This window comes from Streptomyces sp. NPDC058457, from assembly GCF_042720695.1.
In the GTDB taxonomy this organism is placed as follows: Bacteria; Actinomycetota; Actinomycetes; order Streptomycetales; family Streptomycetaceae; genus Streptomyces.
The window spans coordinates 43,766-60,533 of sequence record NZ_JBHXLU010000006.1 but is presented as its reverse complement, the minus strand read 5'-3'; the positions used below and the strand labels follow the sequence as shown (position 1 = coordinate 60,533).

Genomic DNA, 16,768 nt, shown 5'->3' with positions numbered 1-16,768 from the left:
TGGCCGCATTCTGCGGGCGTCTGACCCGCGGCGAGTCGGTGGCTGCCGGGCTGATCGGAAGACGCCGGTCCGTTTCGATCCGGCGCTGCGTCGTTACCAGCCGTGCCGGGGCTTCCATCGGATGGCTGCTCATCGCTGCTCGCTTTCTGAACTGAACGTGCCTGTCGGGTCGGCGCCGTTGGATGCAGCCGACAACCAGTTGGTCCGCGCGGATCGCGATCCGACCGGTCGGGAGGAGACCTGCGCCCAGACGACCGCGAGCCACACCAGCGCGCGGTCGCTGTGTCTTTGCAGGTCGAGGCCGGTGAGCTTCTCGATCTGCTTGATCCGGTACAGCAGGGTGTTGCGGTGCATGGGAAGGGCGGCCGTGGTGGAGGCGTTGTCGAACTGGTTCTCGGCCAGGCAGGCGAGAGTGGCCGTCAGTCCGCCGTTGTCCCCGCCTGTCAGCGGGCCGAAGACCCGGCGGGCCACCGCGTCGGCGAGTTCGGGGGAGTGTGCCAGGAGCAACTGGGGCAGGAAGTCCTCGACCCGGACACGTCCACGCCGGTGGGACCGCGATGCGACATCGACCAGCAGACGCAGGTTGTCGACAGCGGTCTGCAGGCCGGTCCGCCCGGTCGGCAGGTCCTGTGCCAGGAGCAGGCGCCGGTCGGCCATGAACGCGGACCAGTCGAAGGCGGGACCGGTGAGCCCGGTGACGCGGACGTCCTCGACGAAGGCCAGGGCTCCGGCGGTGCGCAGGCGGGCCGCCAGATCGGCGCGCTCGGCAGGGGCGGCCTTGTCGAGCAGCACGACGAAAGGCACGTACGGAGGCGTCAGATCGAAGCCGAGCCGGTCGGCACGCTCCTGGTCCTCCACTGTGATGGGCAGGTGGGCGCAGAGACGGTCGAAGAGGGTGTGCGCCCGGCGGTCGCCCTGTGTGGACGGCAGGTCGGCCTGATCCGCGTATGCCTGCGTGAACATCCGCGTGACCATGTCGAGGTAGCTGTCGAGGTGACGCCGCCCCTGATCGGCCCAGTCCGCCAGCTGTGCGCGCTCCTTCTCGGTGGCCAGGGAAAGGACGGCGTCCCAGAAGACGCGCGCGCCCCGGCGATGGAGGAGCAGGCCGCTGTCCAGCGGCTGCCCTGCGGCGGCACACTCCCGCGCCCGCTCGTACATCTCGGACAGGACGTACGAGTCCGGGGGCGTGCCCCTCACCATCCAGTGCAGGAGCAGGCCGGCGTGCCGACGCAGCGAGGCACGAAGAGCCGATGCCCCGCAATCGCGCGCCAGGCGCACGTATTCGGGCGTATGGCGAAGTGCGGGTTCCATGCGCCGGGCCACGGCATCGGCATCGAGATGTTCCAGGATGTCGCGCAAAGCCGCTGTCACGAGGGCAGCGCGCTCGGATCTGTCGGTCATGACGGAGACGGAAAGGCGCGAACCGGGGAGAGGAGCGAGCGCCATGCCGTGCCGTCGTGTGCCGCAGCGCTCGGCGTGTGTCCGGTGGACGGCGTGGCCTTGCCCCGGTGCCGGCGCAATCCCATGGTGATTCCTTTCGTGGGGTACATCCGGCCCTCAGGCCGGCGGTGGGGCCGCTGCCCGAAGGCGTGGGCGAGTTTCCGCGAGTAGGCAGACCCCGTGGCCGTTCCCGATCGGCGACGTTTTCCCGGCGAACGGCATGCGTCCGGCATGCGTCTGGCATGAAGCTGACGGTGTGCGTACCCCCGATTCACGGCGCTCGCCGGCTGTCCTCGCGAGCTGGGGGCGTACACAACTGCCGTGACAGCGGCGGGTGTTGTGGCTTTTCTCCTCGGTCCGACCATGGTGGACCGGTCGGGGGCGACCACGCCAATGCCTATCTGTTCGATTCTGAAGCCGTTTCGGCATATGCCGTGGTGGGTGTGGCTACGATGAGCCGCATGGACCTCGACATACGCCGGATGCGCTACTTCGTGGCCGTGGCCGAGGAGTGCAGCTTCGTGCGGGCTGCGAGCCGTCTCTACATGACCCAGCCGGCGCTGAGTCGTCAGATCCGGGCGCTGGAGGAGGATCTGGACGTGGTTCTCTTCCTGCGTGACCGACAGGGCACCGTACTCACGCGGGCGGGGCACCAGTTGCTGGAGGACGCCCGGCCGATGCTGGCGATGGCACAGGCCGTGCAGCAGCGGGTGCGGACGGCGAACCGGGAGGTGAACCAGTTCACCATCGGCTTCATGCCGGGAGTCGTGGTCACCCCCATCGTGCGGGAGTTCGCGCGGATGGCGCCGCAACTCGACATCGATGTCGTGCACACCTCGATCACCGACCAGGTCGACTTCCTGCTCGACGGGCGGGTCGACGTCTGCTATGTCCGGCTGCCCCTGCCGGAGGGCATGTTCGAGGTCGTCCCGCTCTTCCCGGAGCCCCGTGTGGTGGCGCTGTCCAGTGATCATCCGTTCGCGGAACTCAAAACGGTGCACGTCGAGGACCTGCGTGACATGACCTTGCTGCAGGATCCGCGGGACGTACCGGAGTGGCGCGGACGCATCCCGCTCGATCCGGTGGCGCCGCCGGGGGACACCGGACGCTTCCCGGCGACGATCGAGGAATGCCTGCAGACCGTCGCCTTCGGGTCCGGGTGCTATGTCATGCCGGCCGGGATGGCCGGCTTCTACCGCCGTGACGACGTCGTCTACCTGACGCTGGAGGGCGTCGCACCGCGCATGGTCGCCCTGGCCTACTCCAAGCACCGGACCATGCCCGAGCTGCTCCAGTTCGCCGAGCTCTCGCGTCGCATGCTCGGCCCGGGCCCGGACTGACGCCTGGCAGCGGAGAGCGGGCACTGGTCCGTGTCCACGACGAGGCCGAGGCCCGGATACGGCGTGGGCTGAACGGCGACACGGCGAAGGGACTCGCCACACTCGCCACACCGTCCGGCCTGACCGACATCCGTACGGGCAGCCGGTTGTGATGCGCGGCGTCCCCTGCACGCAGGGCCCGTGATCGGTGATCTCGCGCTACCGGCAGGTCGTTGTGCTGGTGCCCAAAGAATGGAGATCGCGTTGGTCCTGTGCACGTTGTGCGCGGCTGCGTCACGCGTCGACACTGACACGCAGGCATCTGCGGTCGCAGGACCCGGTATGCCGGAAGGGCGCCCGGCAAGGTGCCCTCACCGTCTCCGCGGTGCGAGGAGGTGACCGGCACCGGACGTCGCTGAAGGGTGGCGCGGTGGCCAGGCGCCGAATCCGCCACCTCTTGGTCCGGTCGAATGTCGAACGGCAACTGCGCTGGAGTTCCGCCCTCATGTCAACACTCGTCACTGTCGGACGTCACCGCCTGCAGCGCCTTTTGGGCTGCGGAGGTTTCGGCATGGTCTGGCTCGCCTACGACGACCTGCTCGAAGCCCCGGTCGCGGTGAAGGTCATGGCGGAGAAGTGGGTTCACCGGCCCGACCTTCGGGAGCGTTTCCTGGACGAGGCCCGGCTGCTGCGCCAGGCAGCGTCGGATCGCGTGGTGCAGGTGTACGACATCGGTCAACTGCCGGACGGGCGGCCGTACTTCGTCATGACCTACGCCGACGGGGGAACCCTGGCCGACCGGGTGGCCCAGGGGCCCCTGGCCGCCGACCAGGCGCTGCGGTTCGCGGTGCAGGCCGCACGAGGTGTGGCCGACCTGCACGCGGTCGGCATCGTGCACCGTGACATCAAGCCGTCCAACATTCTGCTCCAGACGGCATCGGGCGGCCGTGAGCGGCTGCTGGTGGCCGATCTCGGCCTTGCCAAGAGCCTGGCGCATGCTTCGGGACTGACGCAGGGCGTGGGATCACCCGGCTACATGGCTCCGGAGCAGGTCCCGGAGGACGTCTTGGTCGATGTCGACGAGCGGGCCGACGTCTACGGTCTGGGCGTACTCACCTACGAACTGCTGACCGGGAGCCTGCCGGGCTCGACTGAACAACTCGACTGGCCCGGGCCGCCGCGCCCCCAGGTGCCGGCGGCAGTCCGGCGCGTGACGCGACGCGCCCTCGATCCCGAGCGGGAACGGCGCTGGGCCGACGCCGCCGAGTTCGCGGACGCACTCGAAGCCGCCAGTGCCACGACCATCCGCAACCGCCTGTTCCGAACCGCCGCAACCGGCAAGGGCACCGGCGGACGGAGAGCGGCGGCCATGCTCGCCGGGACCGCCGTCCTCGTGACCGCGGGGTTGGCCACGCGCGCGGCCTTCGAAGCGGACTCCGCCGTCGACACGAAGCCTCGTGCGGGGGCCGCCAGCACAGCGATCGCCGAGCCCTACGCGTCCTCTGCGGCCTCGAAATCACCGTCCCCGCACCGAGCACCCGCCGCGGCGGCTTCGACGGCTTCACCCACGCAGTCGGCGACACGGTCATCAAGTCCCTCGGCCGGGCTCGGCGCCGAAGTGACGAAGGCGACGGGTCCTACGGGCAAGGCGGCGGACCCGGACCCCAGCGAGACGGCATCGGCCTCGCCCGCATGGACGACGTTGACCGTGCGACATGACCAGCAGTTGATGCCGGGCGAGTCCTGGCAGACCAACCGGACGACCATGACGATGCAGACCGACGGCAACCTGGTCATCTACGACGAGGACCACCACCGGCGCTGGTCCTCGGGCACCTCCGGCACCGGATACCGCGCCATCATGCAGGCCGACGGCAACCTCGTCGTCTACGACAAGGACACCTGGGGCGTCTGGAGTTCCGTCACTTCCGGACACGACGGCGCCTGTCTGTACCTCGGTACTGACGGCGACGTCAGCGTGGTCTACCAGGGCACCACCCTCTGGTCCGCCGGCACCCAGCACTGACCCGGTGCCGGTCGTCATGCCCCGGCGAAGCCCGCGCGGGGGGCTGCTCCAAACACCTCCCCCCCCGAGTTGCTCGGCCGCCTCTGACCCCTGGTCCTCTGTGCGCTTCTGCAACCGACGGCCTTCCAGTCAACCCCCGCTTCCATGGCTCGGCCGCTCACCGGCCGCCCAGCGGCGTCCGTCACGTCCGCAAGCCGACGGCGTGCCCATAGCGTGCCCACAGACCGGTAAACCACGGTCAACAGCGGTGCGATCAGAGCACGAGTTCGATTCTCGTCACCCGCTCCATGATGAAAACCCCAGGTCAATGACCTGGGGTTTGTTCGTTGTCCAGTCCGGTTCAGGACGAGGACCGTCCCCCAGAGCACCCACATTCCCAAGGTGAGGATGAGAACGGCGCCCTCACTGAGCCAGCGGCTGATCCAGTCGAGGAGATTCCGTCCGGCCGCCTCGGCTCTCAGGGCGCGTTGGGCCGGCACATGGCTCAGCCGGCGCGATGCGAACAACGCGCTGGGCACTGCTGGGACGAACGAGAGCGCAACCCGCACGTATGGCTCTGGGGTGGTACCGCCAGGGATCAGCAGGAGACCTGCGATCCCGAGCAGGGCTGCGATCACGAACCACATCCATGAGCGAAGGGCCAGTGCGTCCGAAGCCGGGTGCCATACGCGATCGGCATCCTGCTGACGGATCCTTCCGGGCCGCACCTGGAGCAGGTCTGCCACGGCCTTGTCGGCTTCGGCGGCTGCGCTCGCCGCCTCCTTTCGGTCCCCCTTGGCGAAAGCGAGGAACACCAGAGCAGCCAGGCGGGTCTCGCAGGCGCGAAGGATCCACCCCCGCTTCTTGATCACCGCAGCCATCGTCGCCATCCCTGCTGCCGGTATGAGCGGTACTCCCCGTACGGCCCGTACGCCATGGATCCTCCGCCGTGCCACCGGTCGACCGCGACCGTGCTGATCGGAGGGGCGGAGTCCTCGTCACCTGTGGTTGCCGGATGGGCAGTGCTCATCGTCATACCCATTCACCGTTCACCGACCTCCAGTTACAAGAGGTTATCGACCAACTCCGGAAAGTCACAACGGTGATCGGGTTGGCAAGCTCCCTTCCGGGTGATCCTGGTGCAGCTCGATGTCCAACACGCCCAACCGGCCCGGTAGTTGACCCCTTCTCTGCCCTGCCGTGCCCCGCTCGGACGTCCGACTGCTGGGCCGGGGCCGCGCTCCGGAGCACGTCGGCCTGGTCCGGGAGTTGTGGCGGGAGGCCGTTCGGGGTGCGCTTGCAACCCCGCCCGCCGGGCACCGCACTGGCTGGTGCTGGGAGTCCTGGCCGCCATGACGGGTGCCTCTGTGCCGCGCGGACGGTGCCGCTCCAGTGCCCGAAGACCGCACGCCTCGAATGTCTTTTCGACCTTCGAGTCGCCGCGCACTTGCGGTATGCATATGCCTAAATACAGTGAGTAGTGACACTTGGGTGGTTCCGTGCGGCTTTGTCGCGATGGGCCACCCATTCTGTGCGACTGAGAGGAGCACCCAGATGCAGCCCCACCCTGAGGACTTGCGTGCGGAGGCGACCTACCGCGACGACGGTCACGTCAAGCTTGAGGGCATCTCCCTCACCTGGCAGATCGGCCAGAATGCCCCTGACCAGGGACTCGCGCAGCCGCCCGACTGGAACAACGGCCGGCCGGACTACCCGCACCACTACGAGGTGTGGTTGGACGGGCGGCTGGCGCAGACGGTGGACCTGTACTGGGCGACCTGGTATCCGCACTGGCAGGCGGCGAACCGGCACTGGGTGTGCCTGGGTGAGGTTCCGGCCCGCGAGTACCGGGTGAAGATCCGGGCCCGGCACACGGACGGCGCGTGGGGGCCGTTCACGGACGAGCTCACCGTCGACACGTCCACGTCCAAGCCCTACAACGTATTCATCCCCGCGCGCACCGAGGAACGCCAGGAGGGCGGCCGGGAGCGGCACGGGAGTCTGGAGTTCCCGGTCAGCAGGGCGATCCGGGCGATCCGCGACGAGGACGATGCGCCGATCTGCCAGAAAGCGCGCGAGCTGAACACCTCGACCACCTGGCAGGAAGTGGTGCCTCCCGGCACGGTCGGCAATCCGCCGTGGAACGAGGCCCGCGGGTACTTGGAGTACCGGAAGTTCTTCCGGGGCACCGACGTGGCGTCGGCTGCGAATCCCGCCTTCCAGGGCCTGGACCTGCCCGGCGGGGACGGCCTGGGAGACTGGCCGACCAGCACGCTGGAGGCCGTCGACGGCCGGCACACCTTCACCTACAACTACAGGCAGAACCACATGGGCCCGAAGTGGACACACCAGTGGTTCATCACCTCAGAGGGCTGGGACCCGGCGCAGGGCATTTCCTGGGACGTGCTGGAGCCGACTCCCTTCATGGTCGAGTACCACGGCGGCGGCACACACGCCGACCAGGAGCTGCAGTACACGACCGAGGCACTGGCGTCCCGGCGGGGACGGCATGCCATCGTCAACATCTGGGGTGGCGGCGACGCCGGACACGACTCCGTGGGCGAGTTCTTCGTCAGCGTCTCCGACGTCGAGTTCCAGTAGCCCCCTCGACTCCCGCCCGATGCCGGCCGGCGGTCGCGGGGGTGCGCCGGCCGGCAGTCGACTTCCCGTTCCGCATGCTCGCCCGGACGGTCGGCGTCCGCCCGCCACAGCCCGGGAAGGTCCCGTCCCGCCCCGTCCTGTCCCGTCCTGTCCCGTCCCGCCCCGTCCTGTCCCGTCCGAGAGGTGAGCCATGAGTACACGCAAGTCCGCCACCCCCTCCGCACAGTCGCTCTACTACGCCATGTCCGGCCTCGGCGGCCCGCTGAGCTCCGGCGAAGGCACCGCGCCCGACTTCGCCGCCGCACCGCGCGCGGCGGCCGGCGAGGAGCCTTCGGTACTGATCCTCGGCGCGGGGGTCGGCGGCCTCACCGCCGCCTACGAACTGGGCAAGCTCGGTTACCGGTGCACGGTCCTGGAGCCCCAGCCCCGCACCGGCGGCCGCAACCGCACCGCCCGCCAGGGGGACAAGCTGTACGAACTCGACGGCGAGGGCAACAGCCCGGTGCTGACCCACACCTGCGCCTTCGACGAGGGCCTGTACCTCAACCTCGGCCCCGGACGCATCCCGTACCACCACCGCCGAGTCCTTCGATACTGCACCGACCTCGGGGTGACGCTGGAGCCGTACATCATGGAAACCACGGCGAACGTCCTGCACCGCGCGGGACATACCCCGCCCGGCCGGCCCTGGCGCAACCGGCGGATCGCGAACGACACCCGCGGCCACCTTGCCGCGCTCCTGTCCGCCACCCTGACCGAGAGGGACGAGTTCACCGGGCTGCTGCGGGACCTGCTGCGCAAGTTCGGCGACCTGGACGAGGAAAACGAGTACCAGGGCTCCACCCGCTCCGGCTACGACGAGCCGCTCGACGTCCATGAATTCCCCCGGCCCGCGCCCCCGCTGCCCCTCGCCGAACTGGTTCGGTCGGAGTTCTGGAGGCACAGGTTCTACCAGCCGGTGGACTACCTGTGGCAGGCCACGATGTTCCAGCCGGTCGGCGGCATGGACACGATCGTCCACGCCCTCACCGAGCGGATCACCTCCGAGTACGACGTGACCGTCGAACTCAAGGCCGAGGTCACATCGATCGGCCTGACGGGCGACGCAGTCAGCGTCACCTACCGCTCAGGCGGAGAGGAACTGACGACGACGGCGGACTACTGCGTGAGCAACATCCCGCTGCCGGTGCTCAAGCAGCTCACGCTGACCGGCTTCTCCACAGAGTTCCGGAACGCCGTGGAAGCGGTGGGCTTCGCGCCGACGTGCAAGGTCGGCTGGCAGGCCAACCGGCGGTTCTGGGAGGACGACCACAACCAGATCTACGGCGGCATCAGCTGGACCGACCACTCCATCACCCAGTTCTGGTACCCGTCCAACGACTACTTCTCCGAGAAGGGCACCCTCACCGGGGCGTACAACTTCGGCGAGTACGCCGAGGACATGGGCAAACGCACGCCGGCCGACCGGCTGCGCCTGGCCCGCGACGGAGCGACACAGCTGCACCGGGAGTTCCTGGAGAAGACCACCGTGCCCCAGGACCTGGGGGTGACCATCGCCTGGCACAAGGTGCCCCACCAACTCGGCGGCTGGGCCGACTGGGACCCGGCCGACCCTGACCACCAGGTCGCCTACAAGCAGCTCCTCCAGCCCGAGGGCGACGGCCGCTTCTACGTCGTCGGCGACCAGGCATCCCCGCTGCCCGGTTGGCAGGAAGGGGCCATGATGTCGGCGCAGTACGTCGTCGCCCAGATGCTCGGCCTCCTCCCACGCACCGCCCCCACGGCCGTCCAGGTCCCCGACGCGGCCTTCCTCACTCAGGGACTCTGACCACGACACGGCGCCCTGGGCCCGAGATGGGCGCAGGGCGGCGGTCGACCGACGCTGGGAGGGCCGCGCGGGAGCGGATCCGGCTGCAGGCCGTGGAATGCTTCGAGCGCGGGGAGAAGAACCGGGAGACAGCTGCCACGCTGCGGGTCGGCGAGCGGTCGGTGGCGGCTCGGCCACCGGTGCGTGCCGTTTTCGGGCTCGTCCTCCTCCGCTCAGCGCAGGAGGGCGTTGATGAAGTGGGCGGCGTCGGTGACGCCTTCGACGGCGTCCTGGACGGGGTCCTCGTTCTCGATGCTGAGGACGTCGTCGTAGCCGACCTCGGCGAGGGCGTCGATGAAGGGGGCCCAGAACTCCGTGCCGTGCCCGTGGCCGACGGTGCGGAAGGTCCAGGCTCGTTCGGCGGGGGTGGCGTAGGGACGGTTGTCGAGGACGCCGGCCAGGGCCAGCTGGTCCGGGCGGTACTCGACGTCCTTGAGGTGGACGTGGTGGACGGCGGGGCCGAGGGCGCGGACGATCGCGGCCGGGTCCATGCGCTGCCAGAACATGTGGCTGGGGTCGACGTTGGCGCCGATGATCGGGCCGACCGCCTCGCGGAGCCGCAGGAGTGTGGGCACGTTGTAGGCCATGTGCAGCGGGTGCAGTTCGAGGGCGATCCGCTCGATGCCGTGATCGGCGGCGAAGGGGGCGAACTTCTGCCAGAAGGCGATGGTCTCGTCCCACTGGCGGTCGAGGAGCTCGATGTTCTCCGGCGGCCAGGGGTAGAAGATCCAGTTCGTCAGCCGGGAGGCGGGGGACTCGCCCGGGGTGCCGGTCATCGTCACGATCTTGTTGACGCCGAGCTGTTCGGCGAGCCGTACCGCCGCCTCCATGATCTCAAGGTGGCGGGCGCCCTTCTGGGGGTGCATCGGCCAGGCCGAGCAGTTCACCGCCCCCATGCGCAGGGCCCGGGAGGCGAGCGCGTCGGTGAACTTCCCGCGCTCGGCCGCGTCGTCGACGAGGGCGAAGACGTCCATGTGCGGGGCGCTGGACTGCCCGCCGGCGGCTATCTCGACGGCGGTGGCGCCGAGGCGGACGGTGAGGTCGAGGGCTTCGTCGAGGGTGAGGTCGGGCACCGAGTCGGTGTAGAGGCACAGTTCCATGGGGTCAGCTCCCGGCGGGGGTCGAGGTGGGGGCGGGGGTCAGTCCGAACAGGGCGCGTCGGCGTACGCCCGATGCGGCCGGCACGTCGAGTTCGGCCAGGCCGGTCACGCCGTGCCGGTGCACGGGGCCGTCGGCGGGCAGCGGGATGTCGACGCTCCGGCCGAGGGCGGCGGAGGTGTAGGCGGCGACGGTGGCTTCCAGCGTGTGCAGGGCGGCCCGGCCGGGGGCCGCGGGTGCCCGGCCGGCGGTGACGGCGTCGGCGAGGTCGGCGACGGTGGCCCGCAGCGCGTCCGCGATCAGCGGCGCGAGTTCCTGGCCCGCGGGGAGGTCGAGGGTCTCGGTGCCGGCGTCGGTGGTCACGTGCAGCGCCTCGAACGGAGCCCAGGGGATGGTGCCGTCGTCGCGGTAGCGCAGCACGATGCGTCCCTTGCTGCCGTTGATCCGGATGCCTCCGGGGCCGAAGCCCCAGCCGATGTTGACGAGGGCGGCGCGGTGCGCCGTTTCCAGGCGGCACAGGGCCAGGCCCTCCACCGCGTCGCCCGGGGTGGCCGTGTCGACGTGGGCCGATACGCGCTCGACGGGTTCGGCGACGAGGTGTTCGGCGAGGTAGACGCCGTGCAGCATGTCCATCAGCACCCCGCCCCCGGCCGCGGCGGGGTCGTGGCGCCACTGGGGGCGGTAGCCGGCGGCGCCGGGTGAGTCGACGACGCCGAGCATGTCGACGGCGACGGTGCGGACCTCTCCGATCGCGCCGTCGTCGATCAGGTTCCGGGCGGCGATGATCTCGGGGAAGAAGAGGTAGTTGTGTACGACGCCGAGCACGACGCCCGCCGCGTCCGCGGCCTCGACCATGGCGGCGGCGTCGGCGGGGGTGGCGGCCAGCGGCTTCTCGCACAGGATGTGCTTGCCCGCGGCCGCCGCGGCGACCACGAGGTCACGGTGCAGATGCTGCGGGGTGCACACGTCGACGACGTCGACGTCCTCGCGGGCGATGAGCGCGAACGCGTCGCCGTGGACCTGCTCGGGCGCCAGGCCCGCGCCCGTCCGGCCGAGTTCGAGCCGTTCGGGGGTGGGGTCGGCGAGCGCCGTGACCGTGAAGCGTTCGGGGAGCGCCAGGTAGGCGGGGAGGTGGAAGTTCAGGGCGACGTTGCCGCAGCCGACGATGCCGACGCGCAGGGGTGCAGTCATGGTGGGGCCGGCTCCTCAGGGACGTACGGATGGACGTACGGATGTCTCGGCGGCGACCGAGGCGGGCGGTTCGACGGGGCGGCCGAGCGCGGCGGACCGGCGGATCGCGTCCACCACGGCGGCCTGGTCGATCGCGTCGGCGCGGCCGAACAGCGGCGTCGTGCCGTGGGCGATGGCGTGCGAGGCGGCCTCGAACTCGATCCGGTAGGCATCGGTGTTGTCCGGATCGTCGGCGAAGGTCAGGCCGAACGCCCCGTCCGGGTCGACGGGCAGCCGACGGGTCTCGCCCGCGCGCTCCAGCTCGACGTATCCCCGGCGGCACAGCCACGGGTCCGGGACGGTGATCTTCCCCTCGGTGCCGATGACCTCCAGTTCGTCGCGCCTGGGGAAGTCCAGCGCGACGTCGAGCTGGGCCAGTACGTGGTCCGGCATCTCCAGCGTCGCCGCCAGTCGCAGGTCCGCGCCCTCGGCTCCCTCGGCCGGGTCGAGGACACGGGCGGCGTGCACGCGCAGCGGATGCCCGGCGAGCAGCCGGATCGCGCTGACGCAGTAGCAGCCGAGGTCCAGCGAGGCGCCGCCGCCGAGCGTGGTCGTACGACGGATGTCGCCGGGCGGCACGGAGACCGTCAACGCGGCCCGGACATACGCCAGTCGGCCGATCGCGCCGTCGGCGACGAGCCCCCGGACGAGCCGGGTCTGCGGATGGTGCCGGTACATCAGACCCTCGACGCACAGCCGCCCGGCGGCCTCGGCGGCGTCGAAGCAGCGCGCGGCGTCGGCGGCGTCGAGGGCGAACGGCTTCTCGCACAGCACGTGTCTGCCGGCTTGCAGGGCCTTGATCGTCCACTCGGAGTGCATCGAGACGGGCAGGGGGACGTACACGGCGTCGATGTCGTCGCAGGCGAGCAGTTCGTCGTACGACCCGAAGCTCACGGCCGCACCGATGTCCTCGGCGTAGCGCCGGGCGCGTTCGGCGTCGCGGCCGCCGACGGCGACCAGGTCCGCGTGCGGCGAGGACTTCAGGGCGGCGGCCACCACCCGGCCGATCCCCGCGGTCGAGAGCATTCCCCAGCGGACCGCCTTCATCGGGTGCCCCCGACGGTCACGACGCGCCCGGTGCGCAGGCTCTCCCCGGCCGCGTCGGCCAGCACCAGAGCGGCCCGGCCGTCGTCGAAGCCGGGCCGGGGGGCCGTCCCGTTCCCGATCGCTTCGATGAAGTGGTCGAGCTCCGCCCGGTAGGCGGGTGTGTAGCGGTCGAGGAAGAAGTCGAGGTAGGGCGAGGCGGCTTCGGTGCCGTGTGCGCCGTACGAACGGACACCGTCGGGACGGAGGTTGTCCACGGAGAGCATGCCGAGCGAGCCGAAGGCTTCCAGGCGCTGGTCGTAACCGAAGGTGCAGCGGCGGCTGTTGGTGATGTGGCACAGCGCGCCGTCCGCGCCGCGCAAGGTCACCACCGCGCCGTCGATGTCGCCGAGTTCGGTGATGTAGTCGGCGACCAGGTTGCTGCCCATCGCCGAGACCTCGACGACCTCGCCGAGGAAGAAGCGCGCCATGTCGAAGTCGTGGATGGTCATGTCCCGGAACAGGCCGCCGGAAGTCGCCAGATACTCCGCCGGGGACGGGGCGGGATCCCGGCTGATGACGACCAGCTGCTCCAGCCGGCCGATCTCGCCGGCCGCGACGCGCTCGCGCACCGCGCGGAACGAGGGGTCGAAACGGCGGTTGAACCCGACCAGCACGCGGGACGCGCCGTCGCCGATACGGGCCCGGCACTCGTCGACCCGTGCGAGATCGAGATCGATCGGCTTCTCGCACATCACGGCCTTGCCGGCCGCGACCGCCCGGGTCAGGAGGTCGACGTGGGTGGGGGTCGGCGAGGCGATGACCACCGCGTCGATGTCCGGGTCGGCGAGTACCGCGTCCACATCGCTGCCGGGGACACCGCCGAACCGCGCGGCGACCTCCCGCGCGGCGGTCTCCATGGGATCGCAGACCCGGACGAGCTCGGCCTTCGGATGAAGGGCGATCGACTCGGCGTGCACCCGGCCGATACGCCCGCAGCCGATGAGCGCGATGCGCATGGGAACCTCCTCTTGGATTCTTCTTGGACTCTCTTGGATCGATCTAAATGCCATGTAGCTGGAATGATGTGATGCCTGATCCCCGCCGTCAAGAGTTAACTTAGATCGATCTACAATGCTAGAGAGACGGTGCAGCCGGGAGCCTCACCGCAGTCGAGGAGGTCGCATGTCCACCCGAAAGGCGTCCCGCCCCGCAGGCTCGAACGACGACCCGGCGGACGCGGGAACGGGCCGGCGGCCGATCCTGCTGGACGTCGCGCGCCGCGCGGGCGTGTCCCGGGCGACGGCCTCGCTGGTCATGCGCGACGCGCCGGGCCCCAGCGCCGAGTCCCGGGAGCGGGTACGGCAGGCCGCCGCCGAACTCGGCTACCGGCCCGACCAGGCCGCCCAGCTGCTCCGGCGCCGCAACAGCCACCTGATCGGCGTGATGTTCAACGCCCAGGAGCCCTTCCACGCCGACCTGATCGAGAACATCTACGCGGCCACCGAAGAGCTCGGCTACGACGTGGTGCTCAGTGCCACGGCCCCGAGCCGTGGCGAACGCCGTGCCATCGAGGCACTCATCACCTCCCGCTGTGAAGCGCTGGTCCTGATCGGCGCGCGCGAGGCATGCACCACCGACTTCGGCATCCGGGTCCCGGTGGTGGAGATCGGCCGCCCGCCCGGTGAGAGCCGGTTCGACGCGGTCCACACCGCCGACGACGAGGGCACCCGCCTGGCGGTCGACCACCTCGTCTCACTGGGTCACCAGGACATCGTCCACGTCGACGGCGGCGAACAGCCGGGCGCCGCCGAACGCCGGACCGGCTACCTGGACGCGATGCGCCACCACGGACTGGGGGGCCGGGCGCGCGTGGTGCCCGGCGACTACACCGAGTCGTCCGGCTCGGAGGCGGCACGCACCCTGCTGGCCCACGGCCGACTGCCCACCGCCGTGGTCGCGGGCAACGACCAGTGCGCCATCGGGCTGCTCGTCGAACTGCGGCACGCCGGGATCGACGTCCCCGGCGAGGTCTCGATCGTGGGATACGACGACAGCCGGATCGCGCGGCTCGCGCACATCGACCTCACCACCGTGCGCCAGGACACCGAGCAGCTCGCGCGACTCGCCGTCCAGGCGGCCGTCGAACGGCTCGACAAGGAACCGGACGGCGAGGCAAGGGAATTCAGCCTCGCCCCCCACCTGATGGTCCGCGGGTCGACCGGCCCGGCTCGCTGACGCACGCGGGTCGGTGACAGCGTTGCGGCAGCCCTGCGCGCATGGTCCGGCCGGAAGGCTCCGTCACTCCTCGCGCCGGGCGAGAAGCCGGAACTCCCAGCTGCGCCGTGCTGCCGGATAGCAGTGGTCGGCGTACTCGACCGCCCGCCCCGCCCGGTCGAAGAGCGTACGCCGCATGGTCACCAGCACGCTCCCCTCGGCGACACCGAGCAACTCGCCTTCCTGGGCGCCGGCGTTACGCGCTCCGATCGACTGCTGGACGGTACGTACGGTGATTCCGGCTGCCCGGAGCACCCCGTGCAGGCCCGTCGAGGCCAGCCGGTCGTCGTCCAGACGCAATCGGCCGGCGGGCAGATAGTGGCGCAGGCAGGCGACGCACACACCGTCCACGCGAGGCAGCCGCTCCAGCCGCGCGACCGTGCTGCCCGCCGGGACGGCCAGGGCGGCCGCCACCTCGGCCGAGGCCGGGACGTGCTCGTTGCGCAGGACATCGTCGCCTGACGCTCGCAGATCGTCATGCAGACCGGCCAGGTCCACAGCACCTTCGTCCGGTCTGTCGGCGACGTAGGTGGCCACACCCCGGCGGCGCACCAATACGCCGTCGTCCGCGAGCCGTTGGACCGCCTGCCGGACCGTGATGCGCGACAGACCCGTCTGCTGCGCCAGCTTGGTCTCGCTGCACAGCGCGGTGCCCGGAGCGAGGCGGCCGTCGTCGACGGCATGCCTGAGCTGTTCGGCAAGCTGCTGGTAGAGCGGCCGGGGGCTCGCGCGGTCCAGGCAGAGCCCGAGGGCGCTCGCCTCCGGAGCGTGTGTGTCGGACATGGAGCCGTCCTGATGCATGCGTACGGCGGGGTGCGGTGGTGCGCCGCGCCACCCTGGCAGCCCGGACCTCATCGGGTCTGATTGTCGTCCGGGCCGATTTCGGGGGTGCGTGCTCCGAGCCGCCGGCCGGAGGCCGCTCCAAGAGCGGGAGGTTGCCCCGACCGTGCGGCTGACCGGCGTCGACGTCTACTCACGACGGGCGAAGAAGTCGAGATAGGAGCGGGCGAGTTCGTCGGGCGCCTCCAGCGGGATGTTGTGTCCGGCGTTCTCGATGACGGTGCTGCGTACGTCCTTGGCGACCTGCGCCATCTGGTGACCCGGCTCCGCGCCCAGGTAGGCGCGGCCGCCGACCGCCAGCACCGGGCAGGTCAGCCGGTCGGCGAACTGGGGCCGGTTCTGTTCCGCGTCGGTTTCGGTGGCCCGGTAGAGCTCGAAGACTGCGTGGTTCCCTCCGGGTAGTTCGAGACCGCGCGTGTACTCGTCGGCGTCGGCATCGGTGTAGGCGCCGGGAACCGCCATGATCCGGCGCATGAAGTACGTCCAGAACGCCCGTTCACGGCCCGCGATGAGCAGCTCCGGGTAGTGCGGCAGGGCGTACAGCGTGCGATGCCAGCCGGTTCGGGGGTCCTCGGGCGGCAGGGCGGCCAGGTCCGGTACCGGAAGGCCGGGCAGCCTGGTCTCCTGGTAGACGAGTTGCACCACCCTCGACCGGTGAAAGGCCGCGACGGCGTACGCCACGGCGGCGCCCCAGTCCTCGCCCACCACACGGAACCGCTCGAAACCCAGGGCCGTCATCACCCCCGCGACGTCGCCGGCCAGGGTCCGGGTGTCGTAGCCGGACGGCGGTCGCGCGGAGCCTCCGAAGCCGCGGAGGTCGAGCGCGACGACCGTGTGACGGGGGGTGAGCAGCGGGATGACGTGGCGCCAGAAGAACATCGTCTTCGGGACGCCGTGCAGGAGTACGACCGGTTCGCCCGAGCCCGCCAGCGCGTAGTGGAGATCCACGCCGTCCACGGTGTGCCGGCCGTGGCGCAGCCGGGCACCCGTGTGGTCGGTCATTCCGTGCGCTCCGCCACCGGTCATCTCGGCCTCCGCCGTATCTGGGGGAGCCCCCAGACCATCACC

The 16,768-nt window shown here is 70.4% G+C and carries 12 protein-coding genes; 5 read left to right on the top strand and 7 right to left on the bottom strand.

Annotation, left to right across the window (positions count from 1 at the left end; all coding sequences use genetic code 11):
• Positions 1-129: 129 nt before the first annotated feature.
• Positions 130-1,401 (bottom strand): PucR family transcriptional regulator, encoded by a 1,272-nt coding sequence (locus ACFWPS_RS07215; RefSeq protein WP_383701977.1) that lies wholly within the window; start codon positions 1,399-1,401, stop codon positions 130-132.
• A gap of 500 nt (positions 1,402-1,901) precedes the next feature.
• Here ACFWPS_RS07215 and ACFWPS_RS07210 point away from each other — a divergent pair, with 500 nt between their 5' ends.
• The 4 genes from ACFWPS_RS07210 (at position 1,902) to ACFWPS_RS07195 (ending at position 9,193) form a co-directional block, all read left to right on the top strand.
• Positions 1,902-2,780 (top strand): LysR family transcriptional regulator, encoded by an 879-nt coding sequence (locus ACFWPS_RS07210; RefSeq protein ID WP_383701975.1) that lies wholly within the window; start codon positions 1,902-1,904, stop codon positions 2,778-2,780.
• Positions 2,781-3,264: 484 nt separating this feature from the next.
• On the top strand, positions 3,265-4,785 hold the full coding sequence (locus ACFWPS_RS07205) for a protein kinase (RefSeq protein WP_383701973.1): 1,521 nt from the start codon (positions 3,265-3,267) through the stop codon (positions 4,783-4,785).
• Positions 4,786-6,318: 1,533 nt separating this feature from the next.
• Positions 6,319-7,365: a lytic polysaccharide monooxygenase auxiliary activity family 9 protein gene (locus ACFWPS_RS07200; RefSeq protein ID WP_383701971.1), complete on the top strand. Its 1,047-nt coding sequence runs from the start codon at positions 6,319-6,321 to the stop codon at positions 7,363-7,365.
• 190 nt (positions 7,366-7,555) lie between these two features.
• Positions 7,556-9,193, top strand: a complete 1,638-nt coding sequence (locus tag ACFWPS_RS07195; RefSeq protein WP_383701970.1) for a flavin monoamine oxidase family protein — start codon at positions 7,556-7,558, stop codon at positions 9,191-9,193.
• A gap of 212 nt (positions 9,194-9,405) precedes the next feature.
• Here the strand turns inward: ACFWPS_RS07195 and ACFWPS_RS07190 are convergent, their stop codons facing one another.
• The 4 genes from ACFWPS_RS07190 to iolG are packed head-to-tail and all read right to left on the bottom strand — an operon-like array spanning position 9,406 to position 13,602.
• Complete coding sequence (locus tag ACFWPS_RS07190) at positions 9,406-10,332, bottom strand: sugar phosphate isomerase/epimerase family protein (RefSeq protein ID WP_383701968.1); 927 nt, start codon at positions 10,330-10,332, stop codon at positions 9,406-9,408.
• A 4-nt stretch (positions 10,333-10,336) separates the two neighbouring features.
• Complete coding sequence (locus ACFWPS_RS07185; protein WP_383701966.1) at positions 10,337-11,521, bottom strand: Gfo/Idh/MocA family protein; 1,185 nt, start codon at positions 11,519-11,521, stop codon at positions 10,337-10,339.
• 15 nt (positions 11,522-11,536) lie between these two features.
• On the bottom strand, positions 11,537-12,607 hold the full coding sequence (locus ACFWPS_RS07180) for a Gfo/Idh/MocA family protein (RefSeq protein WP_383701964.1): 1,071 nt from the start codon (positions 12,605-12,607) through the stop codon (positions 11,537-11,539).
• Entirely contained in the window at positions 12,604-13,602 is a 999-nt protein-coding gene (gene iolG / locus ACFWPS_RS07175; protein WP_383701962.1) for an inositol 2-dehydrogenase, read from the bottom strand. Before iolG ends, ACFWPS_RS07180 begins: the two co-directional genes overlap by 4 nt.
• Positions 13,603-13,768: 166 nt before the next feature.
• Between iolG and ACFWPS_RS07170 the strand changes: the two genes are divergently transcribed.
• Entirely contained in the window at positions 13,769-14,821 is a 1,053-nt protein-coding gene (locus ACFWPS_RS07170) for a LacI family DNA-binding transcriptional regulator (RefSeq protein ID WP_383701960.1), read from the top strand.
• 63 nt (positions 14,822-14,884) lie between these two features.
• On the opposite strand, the gene ACFWPS_RS07165 is transcribed toward ACFWPS_RS07170, so the two are convergent.
• Both ACFWPS_RS07165 and ACFWPS_RS07160 read right to left on the bottom strand, forming a co-directional pair.
• Positions 14,885-15,643, bottom strand: coding sequence for a GntR family transcriptional regulator (locus ACFWPS_RS07165; protein WP_383701958.1), 759 nt, complete (start codon positions 15,641-15,643; stop codon positions 14,885-14,887).
• A 186-nt stretch (positions 15,644-15,829) separates the two neighbouring features.
• Positions 15,830-16,702: an alpha/beta fold hydrolase gene (locus ACFWPS_RS07160; RefSeq protein ID WP_383701956.1), complete on the bottom strand. Its 873-nt coding sequence runs from the start codon at positions 16,700-16,702 to the stop codon at positions 15,830-15,832.
• Positions 16,703-16,768 lie beyond the last annotated feature (66 nt).